Source organism: Kineococcus sp. NBC_00420 (assembly GCF_036021035.1).
Lineage (GTDB): Bacteria > Actinomycetota > Actinomycetes > Actinomycetales > Kineococcaceae > Kineococcus.
Genome location: NZ_CP107930.1, coordinates 234,975 through 253,344, shown reverse-complemented (window position 1 = coordinate 253,344; position 18,370 = coordinate 234,975). Strand labels below are relative to the sequence as shown.

Annotated in this window: 18 protein-coding genes and 1 pseudogene; 7 read left to right on the top strand and 12 right to left on the bottom strand. The window is 68.1% G+C overall.

The genetic code is table 11. From position 1 onward, the window contains the following. Window positions 1-95 precede the first annotated feature (95 nt). The 3 genes and pseudogenes from OG218_RS01340 (at window position 96) to OG218_RS01330 (ending at window position 3,193) form a co-directional block, all read left to right on the top strand. Window positions 96-1,001 carry an ATP-binding cassette domain-containing protein gene (locus tag OG218_RS01340; RefSeq protein ID WP_328291406.1) on the top strand — a complete coding sequence of 302 codons (906 nt, stop codon included), beginning with the start codon at window positions 96-98 and terminating at the stop codon, window positions 999-1,001. Next, window positions 998-2,311 (top strand): sugar ABC transporter permease, encoded by a 1,314-nt coding sequence (locus OG218_RS01335; RefSeq protein ID WP_328291405.1) that lies wholly within the window; start codon window positions 998-1,000, stop codon window positions 2,309-2,311. The genes OG218_RS01340 and OG218_RS01335 overlap by 4 nt, the downstream gene beginning before the upstream one ends. Window positions 2,312-2,437: 126 nt before the next feature. Continuing rightward, window positions 2,438-3,193 (top strand): annotated as a pseudogene (locus OG218_RS01330) (SDR family oxidoreductase). 150 nt (window positions 3,194-3,343) lie between these two features. Here the strand turns inward: OG218_RS01330 and OG218_RS01325 are convergent. Continuing rightward, window positions 3,344-3,541 (bottom strand): hypothetical protein, encoded by a 198-nt coding sequence (locus OG218_RS01325; protein WP_328291404.1) that lies wholly within the window; start codon window positions 3,539-3,541, stop codon window positions 3,344-3,346. Window positions 3,542-3,731: 190 nt separating this feature from the next. On the opposite strand from OG218_RS01325, the gene OG218_RS01320 reads away from it, so the two are divergent. Then, a complete protein-coding gene (locus OG218_RS01320; RefSeq protein ID WP_328291403.1) occupies window positions 3,732-4,193 on the top strand; it encodes an STAS domain-containing protein in 462 nt (153 codons plus the stop codon). Continuing rightward, a complete protein-coding gene (locus OG218_RS01315) occupies window positions 4,190-4,837 on the top strand; it encodes a hypothetical protein (RefSeq protein ID WP_328291402.1) in 648 nt (215 codons plus the stop codon). The genes OG218_RS01320 and OG218_RS01315 overlap by 4 nt, the downstream gene beginning before the upstream one ends. Before the next feature lie 162 nt (window positions 4,838-4,999). Here OG218_RS01315 and OG218_RS01310 read toward each other — a convergent pair whose 3' ends face one another. The 5 genes from OG218_RS01310 to OG218_RS01290 form a co-directional block, all read right to left on the bottom strand. Further along, window positions 5,000-5,893: a GAF and ANTAR domain-containing protein gene (locus tag OG218_RS01310; RefSeq protein WP_328291401.1), complete on the bottom strand. Its 894-nt coding sequence runs from the start codon at window positions 5,891-5,893 to the stop codon at window positions 5,000-5,002. Beyond that, window positions 5,890-6,708 (bottom strand): GAF domain-containing protein, encoded by an 819-nt coding sequence (locus OG218_RS01305; protein WP_328291400.1) that lies wholly within the window; start codon window positions 6,706-6,708, stop codon window positions 5,890-5,892. The genes OG218_RS01310 and OG218_RS01305 overlap by 4 nt, the downstream gene beginning before the upstream one ends. Before the next feature lie 222 nt (window positions 6,709-6,930). Beyond that, the gene (locus OG218_RS01300; RefSeq protein ID WP_328291399.1) at window positions 6,931-7,707 is read right to left on the bottom strand and encodes a GAF and ANTAR domain-containing protein; all 777 of its coding nucleotides are present in this window, start codon (window positions 7,705-7,707) and stop codon (window positions 6,931-6,933) included. A gap of 467 nt (window positions 7,708-8,174) precedes the next feature. Continuing rightward, entirely contained in the window at window positions 8,175-9,266 is a 1,092-nt protein-coding gene (locus OG218_RS01295; protein ID WP_328291398.1) for a GAF and ANTAR domain-containing protein, read from the bottom strand. A gap of 87 nt (window positions 9,267-9,353) precedes the next feature. After that, window positions 9,354-10,133, bottom strand: coding sequence for a PAS domain-containing protein (locus OG218_RS01290; RefSeq protein ID WP_328291397.1), 780 nt, complete (start codon window positions 10,131-10,133; stop codon window positions 9,354-9,356). A gap of 510 nt (window positions 10,134-10,643) precedes the next feature. On the opposite strand from OG218_RS01290, the gene OG218_RS01285 reads away from it, so the two are divergent. Next, window positions 10,644-11,249 (top strand): MarR family winged helix-turn-helix transcriptional regulator, encoded by a 606-nt coding sequence (locus OG218_RS01285; protein WP_328291396.1) that lies wholly within the window; start codon window positions 10,644-10,646, stop codon window positions 11,247-11,249. Window positions 11,250-11,316: 67 nt separating this feature from the next. Here the strand turns inward: OG218_RS01285 and OG218_RS01280 are convergent, their stop codons facing one another. Next, a complete protein-coding gene (locus OG218_RS01280) occupies window positions 11,317-12,879 on the bottom strand; it encodes a GAF domain-containing protein (protein WP_328291395.1) in 1,563 nt (520 codons plus the stop codon). A 571-nt stretch (window positions 12,880-13,450) separates the two neighbouring features. Between OG218_RS01280 and OG218_RS01275 the strand changes: the two genes are divergently transcribed. Continuing rightward, complete coding sequence (locus tag OG218_RS01275) at window positions 13,451-13,648, top strand: hypothetical protein (RefSeq protein ID WP_328291394.1); 198 nt, start codon at window positions 13,451-13,453, stop codon at window positions 13,646-13,648. Window positions 13,649-13,682: 34 nt separating this feature from the next. On the opposite strand, the gene OG218_RS26500 is transcribed toward OG218_RS01275, so the two are convergent. From OG218_RS26500 to OG218_RS01250, 5 genes are all read right to left on the bottom strand, one after another. Continuing rightward, window positions 13,683-14,465, bottom strand: coding sequence for a PAS domain-containing protein (locus OG218_RS26500; protein ID WP_442906443.1), 783 nt, complete (start codon window positions 14,463-14,465; stop codon window positions 13,683-13,685). Window positions 14,466-14,533: 68 nt separating this feature from the next. Beyond that, window positions 14,534-14,950 (bottom strand): hypothetical protein, encoded by a 417-nt coding sequence (locus tag OG218_RS26495; RefSeq protein ID WP_442906343.1) that lies wholly within the window; start codon window positions 14,948-14,950, stop codon window positions 14,534-14,536. Window positions 14,951-14,970: 20 nt separating this feature from the next. Beyond that, the gene (locus OG218_RS01260) at window positions 14,971-15,585 is read right to left on the bottom strand and encodes a recombinase family protein (RefSeq protein WP_328291391.1); all 615 of its coding nucleotides are present in this window, start codon (window positions 15,583-15,585) and stop codon (window positions 14,971-14,973) included. 282 nt (window positions 15,586-15,867) lie between these two features. Then, a complete protein-coding gene (locus tag OG218_RS01255) occupies window positions 15,868-17,787 on the bottom strand; it encodes a putative bifunctional diguanylate cyclase/phosphodiesterase (protein ID WP_328291390.1) in 1,920 nt (639 codons plus the stop codon). Next, the gene (locus OG218_RS01250; RefSeq protein ID WP_328291389.1) at window positions 17,784-18,200 is read right to left on the bottom strand and encodes an STAS domain-containing protein; all 417 of its coding nucleotides are present in this window, start codon (window positions 18,198-18,200) and stop codon (window positions 17,784-17,786) included. Before OG218_RS01250 ends, OG218_RS01255 begins: the two co-directional genes overlap by 4 nt. Window positions 18,201-18,370 lie beyond the last annotated feature (170 nt).

Sequence of the window (18,370 nt, the reverse complement as noted above, 5' to 3'; positions counted from 1 at the left end):
ACGCACCGGGCCGGCACGAGAGCAAGCACACGCACGGGCACGAAGACCTCGGCGAGTTCGAGGACCAGTTCGAGGACGAGTTGGAGGAGGCCGTGATGCTCGAGAACGACCCCACCCAGACCGGCGACCACGGCACCCGCCCGATCCTGCAGCTGAAAGGAATCGGCAAGCGTTTCGGTGTGGTCCAGGCGCTGCAGGACATCAACCTCACCGTGAACGCCGGGGAGGTCGTTGCCCTCGTTGGTGACAACGGCGCCGGCAAATCGACCCTCATCAAGATCATTTCCGGGGTCTACTCCCCAGATGGTGGCTCCATCGTGCTCGACGGGCAGGAGGTCACCTTCCACGGCCCCCGCGACGCCCAGCGCAGCGGCGTCGCGACCGTCTTTCAAGACCTCGCACTCTGCGACAACCTCGACGTGGTCGCCAACCTCTTCCTGGGCCAGGAGGCCAAGACCCTGCGCATGCTCGACGAGGTCGCCATGGAGCGGCGGTCGTGGGAGCTGCTGGGCCAGCTGTCCGCCCGCATCCCCTCGGTGCGCATCCCCATTGCCTCGCTGTCCGGGGGGCAGCGCCAGACCGTGGCCATCGCGCGCTCCCTGCTGGGGGAGCCGAAGCTGATCATGCTCGACGAGCCCACCGCCGCCCTGGGCGTCGCCCAGACCGCCGAGGTGCTGAACATGGTCGAGCGCATCCGCGAGCGCGGGCTCGGAGTCATCCTCATCAGCCACAACATGGCCGATGTCCAAGCCGTCGCCGACAAGATCTACGTGCTGCGGCTGGGACGTGACAACGGAACCTTCGAGGCGTCAGCCCCGACCAGTGAACTGGTCGCCGCGATCACCGGCGCCAGCGACAACGTCGTGACCGCCCGAGCCAACCGCCGTTCCGAGCGCACCACAGTCGCCGCTGGAATCGCCGCCGGTGGCGCCACCTCCGCCGCAGGCAAGGTCAGCCAGGGCGGTCAGGGATCGTACGCGTCACAGGAGGGAGCATCATGAGCACGGCAACCGGGTCGACGACTCCTGAGAACACGCAGAACCCGCAGTGCACCCCGGGCCTTCCGGGCGCGCAGAACCCCCTGGACCGTCAGGACGAACGGCTCATCGTCACCCGTCCGGGCCTGGCCGGCCTGCTGGCTAACGCCTTCGAACGCATCCGCGGCGGGGACCTGGGACCGCTGCCCGTCGTCGTCGGACTGCTGATCATCGGGGTCATCTTTCAGGCGCTGAACGCCAACTACCTTTCGCCATACAACGTCTCCAACCTGTTGTGGCAGTCCGCCGCCGTTGGCCTGATGGCCCTGGGCGTCGTGCTGGTCCTCCTGCTAGGGGAGATCGACCTCTCCGTCGGATCAGTCGCGGGCCTGTCCAGCGCACTGTTCGCGGTCGGAGCGATCAACCAGGGCTGGCCGGTCGCGCTGATGCTCGTCCTCGCCCTGGCCTCCGGAGCCCTCACCGGGCTGGTCTACGGCCTGCTTTATACCCGCTTCGGCGTCCCCAGCTTTCTGGTCACCCTCGCCGGTCTGCTGGCCCTGCAAGGCGTGCAGCGCTACGTGATTTCCACCGGCCCCTCCAACTCGATCGCCTTGCCCAGCGACCTCGTCCTCGTCCGCTTCGGCCAGAGCTTCGTCCCCGCCGCCCTGGCTTACGCGGTCATCGTCCTGGCCATCGCCGCCCGCACCGTCTTCGCCCTCCTTGGCGGCCGCCGCCGAATCGTCGCGGGCCTGTCGGCGCGCACGACCCGCAGCGTCTTCCTCACCTCGCTGCTGTTGCTGCTCCTCCTGCTCATCCCCACCGCCTACAGCTACCAGCAGGGAGGACGCGGCATCGCGCTGCCCGTTCTGCTCTTCATCGCACTAACCATCGCCCTTGACGTAGCGCTGCAGCGAAGCTCCTGGGGCCGATCGGTCTACGCCATCGGCGGCAACGTCGAAGGAGCCCGCCGGGCCGGCATCAACGTCAATCGGGTCTACGTCTCAGTCTTCGTCCTCTGCTCCACCCTCGCCGCCCTAGGCGGGCTCATGCTCGCCGCACGTGGTGGTACCGCCTCGGTCGCCACCGCAGCCGCGGATGAGAACCTCAACGCCATCGCCGCCGCAGTCATTGGCGGCACCAGCCTCTTCGGTGGCCGGGGACGGGCGTGGTCGGCTCTGCTGGGCATCCTTGTCATCTACGCAATCTTTAGCGGCCTGAACTTGCTGTCGCTGCCCGACCCCATCCGGTTCATCATCATCGGTGTCGTGCTGCTGGTCGCGGTCATCGTCGACAGCCTTTCCCGACGCACCCGCGCCGCCGCAGGCCGCGCCTGAGCTCGAGGACCCTGAGTTCGAGGCCTCCAAGTTCGAGGCCTCCGAGCGCCAGGATTCTGGCTGCGAACAATTACTGTTTTACCAGCCCACTACCCGGCAGACTGCGGGGTGCAGGTTGCCTACTCGATGGCGAGAAGAGGAACCATGACCAACATCAGCGCGGACGAGCCCACCGATGAGGGCGTCGACCTCAGCTTCCGTCTTGACGGCCGTACCGCGTTGAGCACAGGCGGTGCGTCCGGTATCGGCGCCGCCATCGCCGGCGTCTTCGCCGAGCGAGGCGCCCGAGTGATCGTGGTCGACCTGAACGCGGAGGCGGCACAGCAACGCGCCGGAGCCCTCGGCGGCGGTGCCATCGGGCTGGCCGGCGATGTCTCCGACCCGCACTCCGTAGAGTAGTTCGCTCACGACGCAGGTGACGTGGACGTCCTGGTCACCTGCGCCGGTATCGCCGCCCTGGCCCCCGCCGAGGAGCTCCCGGCGGCCACGTTCACCCGGACCCTGGCGATCAACCTCACAGGTACTTTCCTCACCGCTCAGGCCATCGGTCGGGGCATGCTCACACGCGGCCGGGGCAAGATCATCACGATTGCTTCCCCGGCCGCCACCGTGGCCATCGAAGAACACGCTGCCTACTGCGCCTCCAAAGCCGGCGTCGTCGGGCTAACACGCGTCCTCGCCTTGGAGTGGGCGGGCCGGGGAGTGACCGCTAACTCCATCTCGCCTACCGTCGTGTTGACCGACCTGGGCCGCAGCGCCTGGGCGGGAGCGAAGGGAGAAGTGGCCAAGGCAGCGATCCCGGTCGGACGCTTCGCCCTGCCCCGTGAGATCGCCGGTGCGGCATTGTTCCTAGTGTCGTGTCTCACTGTTTCGCAGTATTGACGGGTCTTCGGATCTGAGGGTGGGAAGGCCGTCCTGACCTCCCCACCCAGGAGTCAGGTCCTTGACGAAACCATCCGCTCGTACAACTACTCGGCCACGGTCCGATCCCCGCGGAGGAACCTGCTCAACAGACCGCAGCCACCTGATCGGTCAGGGCCAGCTCGGCAGCCTCCGCACGGCCGGGTCGTCGAGGTGGTCGCTGTGGCCGTCGATCTGCGAGCTGGTGATCATCCACCGCATCGCGGTCGCATCGTCGACGAAGCTGCCGTCGGGGGCGCAGCCGTGCGGGCAGGGCATCGAGGCGGTAGCGCCCCACAACTGGCAGATGGTGGGGCGGATGGCGTGCACGCTGCAGCGCCCCCGTTCCGAACGTCCGGCTCAGGGCGGGGGCAGACCCGTCAGATCGGTCCTGGCCCTCGACACCGTCATGCCCGGGGTGGTCTTGCACCGTGTCCGGGGTGCGGACCACGGTTCAGCGCGTGAAGTCCCCCAGCTCACCAAGCCAGGAGTCTTGTCCAGCTACCGGGTGGGGCCTACGGTGGCCTTGCTCGCTCAATCGCTCGCTCATCGAACCGCAGAACGTTTCACTGTCCTGCTTGTGCCGCCCCGGACCCGGTTGCGCATCACGCCAACGGATGCCCGGGAAATGGCGCTCATGAGCTGCACCGTTCTTCAACCCCTCCGCGATCCTGCTCCGCGCTCTGTCTGGACATGGAGCGGTGAGCTCGACGCCGCCGACGTCCCAGCGCTGACGAAAACGTGGGGTCACCTGCTCGACGACCATCCTGACTCGGTCGTCGACCTCACCGTCGACTTGGCCGCGGTCACGTTCCTCGACTGCGCGATCCTCTCGCTCCTAGTACAGGCCAACAACTACCCCGGGACGCGGCTGGCGCTTCTCTCAGTTCCTGCCATCGTGGCCAAGCTGTTGCAAGTCACCGAACTGGCGGAGTACTTCACCATCGCGTGGATGCCGCTCGAGGCGGTCGAGCAGCCGTGAAGACTGACACCGGTGACCTAGCTCTGCTGGTCTTCGAACGACGCAGTGCTGCCGCTGCCCACCACCACGCTCATCCGGTGTGGTGGCTTCGGACCCTCCTCGCCTGGATCCCCGCGCAGCGGGGTTGCTTTCGAAAGTGGGCGGGGCGGGCTCTCAGCCTGGTCATCGACATCCAGGCCCGAATCCCGTCCAGCATCAACATCCGGTCCAGCATCGGCTCCGGGATCGACGTCACCCACTTCAGTGGCGTCGACTATCTGGATTCCGTGGATCCTGGCAGGGAGGGGGATCCCGGGGAGGTGGGGGGCGATGTTGAGTCGGTGGAATGGTGGTGGTCGGAACTGTCCGCGTCCGAGCGTGTCCGAGCCTGTGCGCTGTCGCCGCACGAGTCGCTGCCCGACGACCTCGTCGTCACCCTTCTGCTGTACGGCGTCGCGCTCGACACCGCTACCGACCCTCACGCCATACCGCAGCCCTCGAGCGTCGCAAAATTCCTGCGCCGCGAGCAGCAGCGCCGGCCCCACCAGCCCGCACCGAGGGTGACTTTCTCCGCGGCTCGACGTTGCTCACGTCCAGGCCGTCCAGCGTCGGTGGGCAGCAGTCGCCGCGGTGGAGTTGACCTCCTGAAGAGGGAACCCCCATGACGGTGTGGTTAGCGCTTCGGCCAGATGACAGGACATGACGGCGACCGCAGTTACGGCGCGAACGGGAAGCGGGCTCGCTCTACGCTCGCCGAGATGCACCGACGAAGCTGCGTGCGTACCGCTAGCTCAACCCCTGGGGGCGACCCCTGGGATTGGGGTGGGTCAGGACGTGGCGGAGTGCTCGAGGATCACCGCGGCCGGTAGATCGCCGTGCACGAGCCAACCAGCAACGGTGCTCAAGCGCTGATCGTGACTGTCAGCGTAGTGGCGCAAGACCTCGAACGCGGTGTGGGTGCTGATCTTGCCGCGGTAGGCCAGAACACCCTTGGCCTGCTCGACCAGCACCCGGGCATGCAGAGCTTCCTGCAGCCGCAGGGTGATCGCGGGCGGAATGGCTAACGACGCGGTCGCCGTGGGCGAGTCTGTCGGGAGTGGGGCGATCGGGGGTGGGGTGAAACTGGTCTCGTGCTGCACGAGTGCGACGCTGGCCACGTCCGCTAGCGCCTGCGCCAAGGTCAAATCCTCCTCGTTCAGTGCCCCGGCGCGTTCGCTGAACAGGCCCAGGGCGCCGATGGTGTAGGTGCGCAGGCGCATCGGTATCGCGTGCACGGAGGAGAAACCGTGCCGCCTGGCGGCGGCGGTGAAGTTCGGCCACCGCTCCTGAGCGCCCAGGTCGGGAACGCTGATGGGGGTGGCGGAGTGGAAGCAGTCCAGGCACGGGCCTTCATCGCGCTGGGTTTGGAACAGCTCCAGACGTTGGGTCTCCTCAGAGGAGGCGGCCATCACGTGCAGGACCCCGTGGCCGTCCTCGAGCAGAAGTCCCGCGGAGGTGATGTCCAACAACCGCGCGCAGTCACCGGTCAACCGCGTCAGCAGGTCCACGATGTCCGCACCCACCGCCAGACTCGTGGCCAGAGCCACGAAGGAGCGGGTGACGGCACCCTCGCGCCCAGCAGCGTCCTTCCCGTTCTCGAGACTCTTCTCGGTGGTGACGTTCGTCTCGGTGTCGCGGTTCTTCTCGTTGTCGCGGTTCTTCTCATTGCCGGCGGGGCTCACTGGGTTCCCCGTTCACTCGTCGTGTCCGGACCGCCGGCGCCACCACTGACCCGCCACTCGCCGTCGGCGTCGATGCTCAACCGCCCCTCGAGGATCTCCCAGGCCACCTCACTAGCGGTCTGGCCGGTGACGAAAGCCCGTCCGCGCAGCCGGATCACCGCGTCGCTGGGGGTGCTGGGCGTGTTCGGGGTGCTGTCACTGAGCTGGGCGATGAGGAACCCGGTGGCCTGATAGATCTCCACCCGATCCAGCGACTCCAGCTCACTCCACGGATCCTGCTCCGCGCCCTCGATGACGCCTTCACTGGCGCGGACCTCGATCTGGGCGATCAGGTCCAGCACCGGCAAGCTCGCCAGTCGCGCCGCGAGCAGACCACCACTGAAGGCGCCCGCCGAGAGCGGGCCCGCCTGATGCCGGAACAGGTCCAGTGCGCCGACACTGTCACCGGCCACCCCCACCGGCAGCGCGAACACCGCGCGGACCCCGGCCTCCACGACGCTGGCGGAGAACGCCGGCCACCGCTGAGCTTCAGCGTTGGTGAGGTCCTCAGCCAGCACCGGGCGATGCTGGGCGACGGCGTCCAGGCAAGGACCTTCGCCATAGACGAACTGGTAGGCGTCCAAGCGCCGGCTCAGCGCGTTGCTGGACCCGAACGTCCCGTGAGTCGCGCCCGCGTGCACGATCGAGATCGCGGCCCCGTCGACGTCAAGGAGCTCCACGCAGGCCTGGCAGAGGCGATCTGCTGCGCTCAGCGGGGTGGCGGCATCAGCAACCGCGGCGGCCAGCCCGGCCCGCACACGCTCAACCGAGATCATCGATGCCGCCCCACACATGCTCGCCTGCATAGAGGTGGCTCTGTGTACGGGTCTCGCTGCTCATGGATTTTCCATCCGGCCATCGTCGCAGCTGGCCCCGCGCACGCCAACCAGCCCCGCGCACGCCGGCTCGCCCCGCACACGCCAGCCGGTCATGCGCTCGTTGGTCCAAGCAGCTGGTGGACCAACGAACGCACGGCCAGGCTCGTCCGGCCAGGCTCGTCACCGAGGGCGCGACGAGCTCGAGCGCACCGGACCAGCGCGCAGGTCCCGCGCGGTGAGCTCACCGGCCACGATGGCCCGGGTCACCTCCGACAGCTTGACGTTGCGGCTGCGGGCGTGGTCCCGGATGACGGTGAAGGCGTCGGAGACCGGAATCCGCTGCTGGGTGGCGATGATGCCTTTGGCCTGCTCGATGATCACGCGCGACTCCAACGCATGCTGCAGGTGTGCGCTGACCGCCTCGGCGTTATCGATGGCCTGCTGCTGCAGGAGGGCGATCGTGGCGATGTCGGCGAAGGCCTGGGCGACGTCGATGTCGACGTCGGTGGGGGCGTGTTCGCGGTCGCTGAACAGGCCCAGGGCGCCGATCTTGTGCTCGCGCAGGCGCAGCGGAACCGCGGCCACAGCACGGAAGCCCGCCGCGGCCACGTCGGTGGCGAAGTCAGCCCAGCGTCGGCGCAGCTCTTCAAGATCCTCGGCCACGACGCGTTCGCCGCGGGCGTAGGCCTCCAGGCACGGGCCCCGGTTGATGTGCAGCTGGATGACCTCCAAGACACGCATCTGCTCGCTGGAGGCGGCGACGACCTGCAGCTGCCTGCCCTGCCCGCTCAACTGCCCGCTCGACTGCCCGGCCAGCAGCAGCCCGACGGCAGTGACGTCGAGTACACGCATGCAGTTGTCGACGACGCGCTGTAGCAGATCCAGCGGGTCGTAGTCGACGACCAGGCTGTCGGCCAGCTTCACCAGAGCCTGGATCACGTCGGACTCTCGTCTCATGCCCGCCCCTCATCTCGACGCCACGGTGCTGCGCCTCGTGGCCGTTCTACCGTCAGCATCGACTGTCTCGACGTGATCCGGGCCTCATCGTGTCATTTGCTGGTGAGCACGAGCGTGACCAGTGTGCTGTGGAGAACTACTTGCAAAGCCCACACCTGGAGGTTTGGAGTACCTGTTAGAGCGACCGGCAATAGGCGGAGGACGGCGGTGACGCTGGGGCGCTCCGCACGGCGAGGAGCCCACTGCGGCAGCGCCGTCGAGTCGTCCACCGCAGGGCAGGCAGGTGGGGCCCGCCGCCTACTGCCGGTCGCTCTTAGTACTCCTTCAACGCGCGCTCTATCGGCCTGAGCGCGCACCGCGCGACACACCGACATGTGCGTAAAGTGAGACGCCGTGCTTGTCCCCTGATGACCGTCTACCGGGACGCCATCGGTCTGACCGCCGGATCGGGCATGGTCGCTATCGGCTCAGATGATGCCGTCGCGGCGGGCGACCTGCACCGCGCCGGCTGTGCTGGTGACCCCCAGTTGTGCTCGAATGAGCATCATCCGCAGCGTGACCTCGGTGATGGGGATCGCCAGGCGGTGAGCCACCGCAGCTCCCGCGTCCCCCGCAGCGATCATCCGCAGGATCTCCAGGTCCAGCGGCGCCAGCACCGTTTCGGACGTGCTGGCCAGTGGATCAGACTCTGCTGCCCCGGCATCTGAGCTCAGCGAAGAACCAGTGCCGGCCCCTGAAGTTGCTGAGGGCGCTTGGTGTCTGGGCGCTTGATGTCCCGGTGTTTGCGGCTCGGGTGCAGGCGGCTCGAGGGTATGGTCGAGGTCGAGGCGAAGCTCACCGGCCACGACCCCCGCCGCCACCTGCGTCAACGCCATCCCGTGGCTGCGGGCGTGTCGACGCAGCCACACGAAGGCGTCTTCGACGCTGATGCCGGCGCGTGCGGCGAGAACACCCTTGGCCTGCTCGATCACGACCCGGCTCTGCAACGCTGAGTGCAGCTGCTTCGAGAGTGGTGTCTTCTCCCGTAGGGAGCCTTCGTTCAGCAAGGCGATGGTGGCGACGTCGGCCAGTGCCTGTCCCAACGCCAGCGATGTTGCAGAGAGGGGGTCGTGGCGGTTGCTGAGGAGGTTCAACGCCCCGACCACCTGCCCGTGTAGGCGCATCGGCAACGCTGAGGTGGACGTCACCCCGGCTTGGGCTGCGGCGGTGGTGAACGCCGGCCACCGTGTCGCGGCGTTCGTGCTGGCGATAGCTACGTTCAGGAGGGGCTGCTCGGTGGTGAAGGCGTCCACGCACGGGCCCTGTTCCTGCGCCAGCTCGAAGAGTCCCAGATCGCGGGTCGTGCTGGAGGTGGCGGCGGCTAGGTGCAGGCGCCCGTGTTCATCGGCCAGCATCAGTCCCGCCGCGTTGGCTGGCAGTAGCTCCACGCAGTGTTCGGTCAGGGACTGCAGGAAGTCGGCGACGTCGACGTCGTGGATGAGGGTGTCAGCTAGTTCGACGAAGACCTCGGCTAGGCGTTGCTCATGCGGACTGGGGTCGTTCGTGACGGGTCCACTCATGACGGTCCTTCTTTTCTTGGTAACGGCGTCCTATGGCTACCGGGGCTGACCTCTTCCTTATGACCAGTGCTCCAGCTGACGCGGGAGTCAGCTGAGTTGGTGTTGAGCGGTCTCGTCGTGTTGGAGGAAGCCCACCACGTGGACCTTCCCCGCGGCATCGACGATGCGCCGTCCGGCAGAGAAGCAGGGGATGTAGCCACCCCGAGGGCGCAGCGCCCGAAACCGCGCCTGGTGCGGGACGGCGGTCTCAATGCAGCGTTGCCACCCCTCAGCCACCGCGGCGCGATCTTCGGGGTGGGTCCAGACTTCGACTTCCTCTATGACCTCGATGCAGCGTGGTGCGTCTTGGCGTTCCAGGAGTGCGGCGCAGGTCTCGTCCCAGCTGAGTAGCTGTTGTTCACCGTCTAGGTGCCAGGTCCCGACGGCTTGGGAGGGATCGGCGAACCCGCGGACGTCGCACCCGTCGTGGGTGGGGTAGGGCTGCTCCAGCGCAGGAGTCTCGCTGACTGGAGGCTGGATGACCGGAGCCTGGATGAGCGGAGCCTGGATGAGCGGAGACTCCAGGTCAGGATGGGTAGAAGCGGCGAAGACGCGGGAGAGCAGCTCACGCGGCAACGCTCGCGCAGCGACCGCGGGGGTGCTGCACCTGCGCAGCAGCAAGGCCAGGGCTTCGTAGGTGAGACGGTCGCTCTGGACGACGTAGCCGTCCTGACTGCCCAGGCCATCATCGCCGGCGACGGCATCGATGAGGACGGTCAGCTCCGGCTCCGGTCCGGCGGGTAGGTCGTCTCCCCACAGTCCCCGCAGCAGGTGCAGGACGCGTTGGGCGCGGCGCCGGTGGTAGTCGTGGCTGGAGATCAGGCTCAACGGAGGAGTCTCCTTCTCGTCGCGGTGGCGTCCGGTGAGCTCTGTCGGCCCGGCGGAGTCCACAACCTGTGAGGTGGGGGTTTGTGGAGCACCTGCCCCTTCTCGCCGACGTCGCCGCCGGTGTTCTCACCCAGTGCGAGCGCTTGCCGTGCGTCGCCAGGGTGTGAGTACACGCTGACCTTGCCACGTTCGAGACCGGAAACACCTCGATTCGGGTGAAATCGTCGGCATCTTGGTGGGCTGGGTCTTACGGATGCTCGTCTGCGCCAGCTAGCCGAGTCCGGGCGGCCGTACCGCGGGATGACGGCGCGGTGCTCTATCGGTCACATGAGGGCAGGTGAACGCCAGGACCAAAACCGCAGGAGTTCGCCGTCCTCGTCGGCCTCGGTCTCCTCGGATCTATCGCCCACACCGCATCGTCGCTCACGCTGAGGTCGTGATGAGAACGATCCTGGTGAGCTGCAGTGGTGGCCCACTAAAGTTCTAGAATCTGACGCCGATGGAGGCTGGGTGGAAGCGTTGATGATCACCGAGCCGCCGGGTGCCGAAGTCCTCACAACGTCTACCGCAGCGCTTCCTCTCCCCTTGCCCGGCGCGCAGACACTGCACGACGTCATCGCGATCTCACCCTCGAGCGGCCTGGAACTGGCCCACCTGGCGATGCAAGTGGGGCTGGCCGTCGGCGCGCTGCTCGACACCGCCGCCGCGCAGGTGGAGCTGGTGACCAGCGACCTGCGGGCCCTGTACTTCCTGGACATGCGCGGGACCCGCACCGCAGGGGAGCTGGCGAGGCAATTGATGGTCCAGCAGTCCTGCGTGACGCTGCTGGCCGGGCGGCTGGAGAGCAAGCAGCTGCTGCAGCGCCACCGCGACCCGGGTGATCGCCGGAAGGTCCTGCTGCAGATCACCCCGGCCGGTCAGAATCTGGTGCGTCAGGTCGCCGCCCGGGCGCGCTACGACGTGCGGCGGCTGTTCGCCCCGCTGTCACCGGCCCAGTCCGCATACCTGGCGGTCCTGCTCGGCGAGATCGCTGAGGCGCGGCCGGAGAGTGGCTCGGCAGCTGAGTCGGGCAGCGGAGTCGGGCAGCTGAGCCGGGCAGCTGAGCCGGGCAGCTGAGCCGGGCACCGCGGTCGGGGTCGTGACGCGGCGGCGTCATGATCCGGCGGCGTCGTGACCCGACGTCTCAGCTGAGGATCGCCTGGGTGACGGCTACCTGCTCGGTGAGGACGCCGCTGATGAGGGTCTGGGTCTGGTTGATCTCCTCCACGGCAGCGTGGATACCGTTCAGGGACGCCACCACGGCGTCCACCCGGCTCTGAATGGTGCTGACCTTCGCGCTCACATCGGTGGTGGCGCGCTCGGTCTCGCCCGAGAGCTCCTTGACCTCCTCCGCGACCACGGCGAAGCCCTTACCGCTCTCACCCGCGCGGGCGGCTTCGATGGTGGCGTTCAGTGCGAGCAGCTTCGTCTGGGCCGCGATCGACTGGATCGCGCGGACGACCTCGTTGATCTCCACGCTGGCCTGCCCCAGGGCGGCGACCTGCTCGTTGGCCTCCACCGCCAGGTACTCCCCTCGGGAGGCGACCTCACTGGCCGAGGCGACGTTGCGTTCCACCTCGCTGATGGAGGTGACCAGGTCGCGACCGGCCTCGGCCAAGCGACGGCTCGCGGCGAAACGCTCCATCGCCTGCCCGATGAGGAAGGCGGTGTTGCGCAACGCGCTTTCGCGGCTGGCGGACATGACGAGCGTGCGGGTGGCGAAGAAGTCCATGGTCCCCACGACACGTCCGCCGACCAGGATCGGCAGGCAGACACCGGACTTCACCCCGGCGCGTTGGGCGACGGGGGCGCGGACGCAGTCGGTCATCTCGGCGAGGTCCTCCACGAAGACCAAGTCCTCCCTGGCCCACGCTCGGCCTGAGAGGCCGACGCCCTTGGCGAAGGTGGCCTCCAGGGTGACTTTCCGGAATTCCGCGCCGGCGTCGCCGGATTCCAGCTCGAAGCGCAGGACCTGCGCGGCGGTGTGCAGGGAGTCGTCCAGGCGCCAGAACGAGCCGTACTGCCAGTCGAAGTCGCGTCGGATGGTTTCCAGGGCGACCCGCAGCGCCTGCTCCTCGCTCGCGGCCGTCGTCAATTCGCGGATGACGGTGGAGACGGCTTCGACGTCCTGCGTGGCCTTCTCCTGGCGCACGGCCTCGTGGGCGCGTTCCAGCGCGCCGGAGACCAGCACGGCCACGGCCCGCAGCACCGCCAGGCGGCCGGGGGAGGGGTCGAGGGTGTCGGTGGTGAAGAAGTCCATGGTTGCCATGACCTGCCCACCTGCGGTGATTGGTAGGCACACTCCCGACTTCACCCCGGCGCGTTGGGCGACGGGTGCGCGTACGCAGTCGGTCATCTCGGCGAGGTCGGCGACGAAGACGAGGTCCCCCTCGGCCCAGGCCCGGCCCGAGAGGCCGACGCCCTTGGCGAAGGTGGCCTGCAGGGTCACCTGGCGGAAGTCCGCACCGACGTCACCGCTCTCCTGGGTGAAGCGCAGGACCCCAGCTGCGGGGTCGAGGGTCCAATAGGAGCCGTAGGCCCAGCCGAAGCGGTCGCGGATGGTGTCCAGCGCCGCCCGCACGGCCTGCTCGGGGGTGCGGGCCTTGGCCAGGGCGCGTACGACCTCGGTGACTGCCTGCACGTCGGCTCGGCCCTGGTTCATCTGCTCGGTCATCGCTGCCGCGGCCGCTGTCGACTTCTTGAACATGCTCCACCTCGAGTTCGTCACCGTGTCGCAGCCGGGCGGGTCCGCCAGGTGTCGGTCGAGGACGTCGCAGGGACGTCCTTCATCGCTGAACCATCGACACGAGCCGAGTGACCTTGAGCTGGTATCCGCCGAACGGAGTGAGCTCATCGATCGGGGAGGGACTCACCCGCTCCAGTGGTTCTTCGGGTCTGCGGGTAGGCAGGACCGCCGTGCCGCGACGGCGCAGGCGCGGAGCACAGGCTCGACCAGCTGCTTCGATCATGTGCTGATCGCGTTCTTACGCAGGCGATCGTTGTGCTCGGGTGGCATCCGGACATCGACGTGAGCGGAAGATCACCAAGCGCTGATGGCGCTGACCGGTTGAGACCAAGACGTTTCAGAGACGCCGGACCAGCCAGCGCAACCGCCCTGGGAACTCGTGGTGCGGTACGCAAGAACGATCTGTGACGGCAACGCACGCGCCAGGCTCTCCGGTACCGGTGGCTGGCTGTTCTACAGTCACCTGGTCAGGCCCGACCGTGGTGCAGACAGCGCCGCGGTGGGCAGCTGAGACGGTGAGGCACCGACAGCGATGCATGAAGAGCTGACCGAGCAGGACCACCACGTGCTGATGATGCTGGAGGCAGGGCACTCGGCGGTGGAGACCGCGGCATCGCTGGGGCTGGAGCTCCCGGTCCTGGCTGCACGTCTGACCCAGCTGCGTCACATCCTGGGGGTGAGCAGCACCGCCGCAGCCATCGACGCGGTGCTGGGCGAGCACCGCAACTGATACCGACTCTGGAAGGCGTCGGCTCTGGAAGGCATCAGGTCAGGTCGGTCGTCGTGTGCGGATGTGCACCCTCATCACGGTCAACGCCACGGTCAACGCCACGGTCAACGCCACGGTCAACGCCACGGTCAACGCCACGGTCAACGCCACGGTCAACGCCACGGTCAACGCCACGGTCAACGCCACGGTCAACGCCACGGTCAACGCCACGGTCAACGCCACGGTCAACGCCACGGTCAACGCCACGGTCAACGCCACGGTCAACGCCACGGTCAACGCCACGGTCAACGCCACGGTCAACGCCACGGTCAACGCCACGGTCAACGCCACGGTCAACGCCACGGTCAACGCCACGGTCAACGCCACGGTCAACGCCACGGTCAACGCCACGGTCAACGCCACGGTCAACGCCACGGTCAACGCCACGGTCAACGCCACGGTCAACGCCACGGTCAACGCCACGGTCAACGCCACGGTCAACGCCACGGTCAACGCCACGGTCAACGCCACGGTCGATGGTCAGATACCCCGTCAGACGGGGGGAGGGGTCACTGGGCTTGCGCAGCACCCGACCGTGACTGATCAGGTGTGTGATGGCTCCGGTGGCCGAGCGCACCCGAAAACGCACCCGGTACGCCGTCTCGTTGCTCACCGCCTCCTGCAGGGCCGAGGTGACCTGCGCGCGGTCATCGGGGTGGACCAGCTCGGCCAGGTGCCCGCTCACGGTGGAGTGCCCAGCGACCTCACCAGCCCCGATCAGGCGGGCGGTGACGGCATCGAAGGCCACGGTGTCGTTGTGCGGGTCCAGCTCCCACATCCCCACGCGGGCGGACTCAGCGACCTCGGCCACCACCGGGGTCGGGCCGGTCCGCGGCTCGACTTCCCTCAGACCGACTTCTCGCGGATCGATCTCACCTGGCCCAGGTGTCGCGGGTGCAGGAGATGCAGGTCCGGCGAGGGCGGTGGCTGGGACAGGTAGCAGCTGCAGAGCCTGCAGCCGCTCGGTGAGCACCTGTGGCAGGCGCAGACCTGATCCCAGCTGCAGGGAGGGAGGATCAGCGGGGGGTGGTTGAGGTAGTGCTGCCACAGCACGGCCAGCACCTGGTAGCTCACCCCGTCGCCCTGGCTCACCACCCGATCTTCAACACCGTGGAAGTCGTCGATACCGACTGCGTCGATCAACGCGGTCAACGCGGAGGCAGGGCCAGGGGGGAGCTCATCACCCCACATCTGCTGCAGCATTGCCTGCACTCGCTCAGCGCGCAGACGACGCTGGTGCTCTACTTCCAGCGACTCAGCCACCGAGGCACCTTTCTTCGTTCCTAGTCGGCATCTTCGCCGATCGGGGGTGGGGCCACCACAAGTTCACCGGCACGGTCGATGGCTCGATACACAGTGGACCGTCCGACCCCGAACAGCTCGGCCAGATCGGCAGTGCTGGAGTCGCCGGCCCGGTACAGACCGACCAGGTGCTCCTCCTGGCGGGGAGTGAGCTTGGGCTTGCGACCGCGCAGCTTGCCGGCCGCCCGGGCCACGGCCAGGCCTTCGCGGGTGCGCATCTTGATCAGGTCGGACTCGAACTCCGCGACCATGGCCAAGACGTTGAACAGCAGCCGCCCGATGGGGTCGGTGGGGTCGTGCACCGAGCCTCCGAGGGCGAGCTTGACCCCGCGGGTGGTGAGCTCGTCGACAATGTCGCGGGCATCGGGCAGGGAACGGGCCAACCGGTCCAGCTTGGTCACGACCAGGGTGTCACCGGCCCGGCACGCGGCGAGGGCTTCGCGCAGGCCCGGGCGGGCACGGTTGGTGCCGGTCAGGCCGTGGTCGACGTAGACGCGATCGTCCTCGACACCGAGGGCGGTCAGGGCGGTGCGTTGGGCGGTGAGGTCCTGCCCGGTGGTCGAGACCCGGGCGTAGCCGATCTTGATGCCGTCCATGGTGGGGGAGTGTGCCGTATGGGGCCCCTGAGCGGGACAGCAATGCGGACGGGTCTATCGGGACGACCTCACTGAGGCGGGGACTGGCCACCGTGAGGGTGGGGGAGTGTCCCGGTAGACGGTCAACACCGGAACGGTCATTACGGTGTCGATGCCCAGGGGTTGACCCGGCAGTCGTCTCAGCTCCGCCGGACGTCGCGATCTCACGGGGGTGCCGATGTTCGACATCGAGTCCAACCCCGTATACGGGGCGGGTCGACCTACTGGAGGTTGATGACCGCTTCATCGGCCCGGTTCATCAACCGGCAGGCGTGGGGTCCGTTGCAGCCATCGGAGCACAGCCTCTGCAGTCAGGGGGGCGGACTCTTGGTGTCCTTGCAGGTACTCACACCCGCACGCCAGGACCTGCGCGGCCTGCTCGGGGGTCTCGACCCCTTCGGCGATGACCTGCAGACCCAGGCTATGGGCCACGACCATGACTGCGTCCACCAGGGCGCGGCTGCGCGGATCCTGCGCCAGGCCGGCGATGAACGCCTTGTCGATCTTGGCGATGGCCACCGGCAGGGTCACCAACCGCGACAGGGAGGAGTACCCGGTGCCGAAGTCGTCGATGGACAGCGGGTGCCCCGCCTCGTGCAGGACACGCAGGGCCGGAGCGAGATCAGGACCGGCGAAGTCGTCCTCAACGACCTCCAGTCCCAAGTCGCCAGGGTGCAGACCGTTCACCTGCAGAGCTGCGGCGATGACTGCGCTCAGGTGCGGGTCGGCCAGCTCCACCGCGCTGAGGTTGCAGAACACCCGGTCCGGGGCATCGGCGACCTGGGCGCGCCAGGCGGCGAGGTCCGCACAGGCCTGGGCCAGCACCCAGTGCCCGATCCCTGGCAGCCGACCGGAGTGGATGGCCAACTGTAGGAAGTCGACCGGTCGCAGCAGCCCATAGCGGGGGTGCTCCCAGCGCAGCAACGCCTCCACCGCGTGCACCCGGCGGGTACCGGTCTCCACGATGGGCTGGTAGTGCACCCGGAACTCGCCCCGGTCCAGGGCGTGGGCCAGGTCGCGGCCCAGGTCCCTGCCCCACGTGCACGACCTCTCCTGACACGAGGCACCCTGACAGTTGGAATCACCGTGAATCCCGTCGAAGGAGGTCAGGTGCACTCGGTCTCGGCCGCCGGCCTTGGCCAAGTACATCGCAGCGTCAGCCTCACGCAGCAGGTCCGCCGCGAGCACGTGCTCAGAGCCCAGGCCTGCGCCGGTCACGGCCACCCCGATGCTGGCCGAGACGACCAGATCGACGTCTTCAACCCGCATCGTTGGGCTCAGGGCGCACCGTAACCGGTTGGTCACCCCAGCCAGGACGTTGTCCAGTACTCCCGGGGCTAGCAGCGGCAGGTCCACGCACACAATGACGAACTCGTCCCCGGCGAGGCGGGCCAGGGTGTCCCCCTCACGCATGACCGCCTCCATCCGCCGGGCCACCTCGATGAGTACGAGGTCGCCGCCGGCGTGGCCGAAGGTGTCGTTGACCGCCTTGAACCGATCCAGGTCGATGAACAGAACCGCCACCGCGCTGGCGTGGCGGTGCCCGGCGAGCAAGGCCTGCTCGAGTCGGTCGGTGAACAGGGTGCGGTTGGGCAACCCCGTCAGGTCGTCATGCAGGTTGCGGGCGACCAGCTCGGCCTGCACCACCCGGGCCGCGTCCCGGTCAGCGGCCAGGGCCAGGTAGGACACGGCCACCTCCGCCAGCAGCGCCGCGGCCGCCAGGTCCTGAGTGCTCCACACCCCGCTGCGGCGCCGGTACAGATCCAACGTGCCCCAGGCACGTCCGCGGGCCAGCAGCGGGACCGCCAGCACCGAACCCATCCCGGCGCTGCGGGCGGCCTCGGTGAACGCCGGCCACCGCTGCGGCAGATCATTTGCTGACAGGTCAGAGACCAGGACCGCAGCGCCGGTGTTGACGGCCTCGCGGCACGGCCCTTGCTGCACGGTCTCCTGCAGCCGTTCCAGCGCCAGCAGGTCGGGGTGGTCGGTGTCGACGAAGCGGGTGCGGACCCCGTCGCTGGCCATCACCCCCACCCCATCGACCTCCATGGTCGACCGGGCCGCATCGCACAACTTCGTCAAGACCGCGACGGCGTCGAAGTCGGTGTGGGCCAGGGCGGCGAGGTGGATGACCTGAGCGTGCAACGCGCCGATGTCGATCACCGCGACCCACCGGCCCCGTCCTGGGGGCGGTCCACTGCGCAGCCAATCTCTGCGGCAGCCATGGTGTCCAAGAGGTCCTGCAGACCGCACAGGCCGACCACTCGCAGCAGGAAGGGGCTGGGGCGCAGCAGCCTCAAGCGGCCCCCGGCCTCCTGCAGGTCACGCAGCGCGGCCCGCAGGGCGTACAGCCCGGCCAGGTCGCAGAACCTCACCCCGCTCAGGTCAAGGCGCAGATCGACGTGCCCTCGCTCGATCTGGCCGGCGACCACCGCGGCCAGCAGCCCCGACGTGTCGATGTCGAGCTCACCGACCAGGTGCACCACGCTCATCGTGGTGTCCACGGCCACCGAACACGTCAGGACCGGTGCCTGCTCATCACCGCCGGGCGAGGTCAGGACGAGGGGTGGCAGCACGAGCGGCACCTCCAGGGCGCGCTCCGCGGTGGAACACCGCAGGGCAAGGACAGCAGGCTCCGTCAGCGGTCGCTGACAAAGGCGGCTGAACCCCAACCAGGGAACAAGGTAGGAGGGCACACGACCGATGTCCAGAAGCCGTCTGACGAAAGGGCTGGAAGTCCCGTACC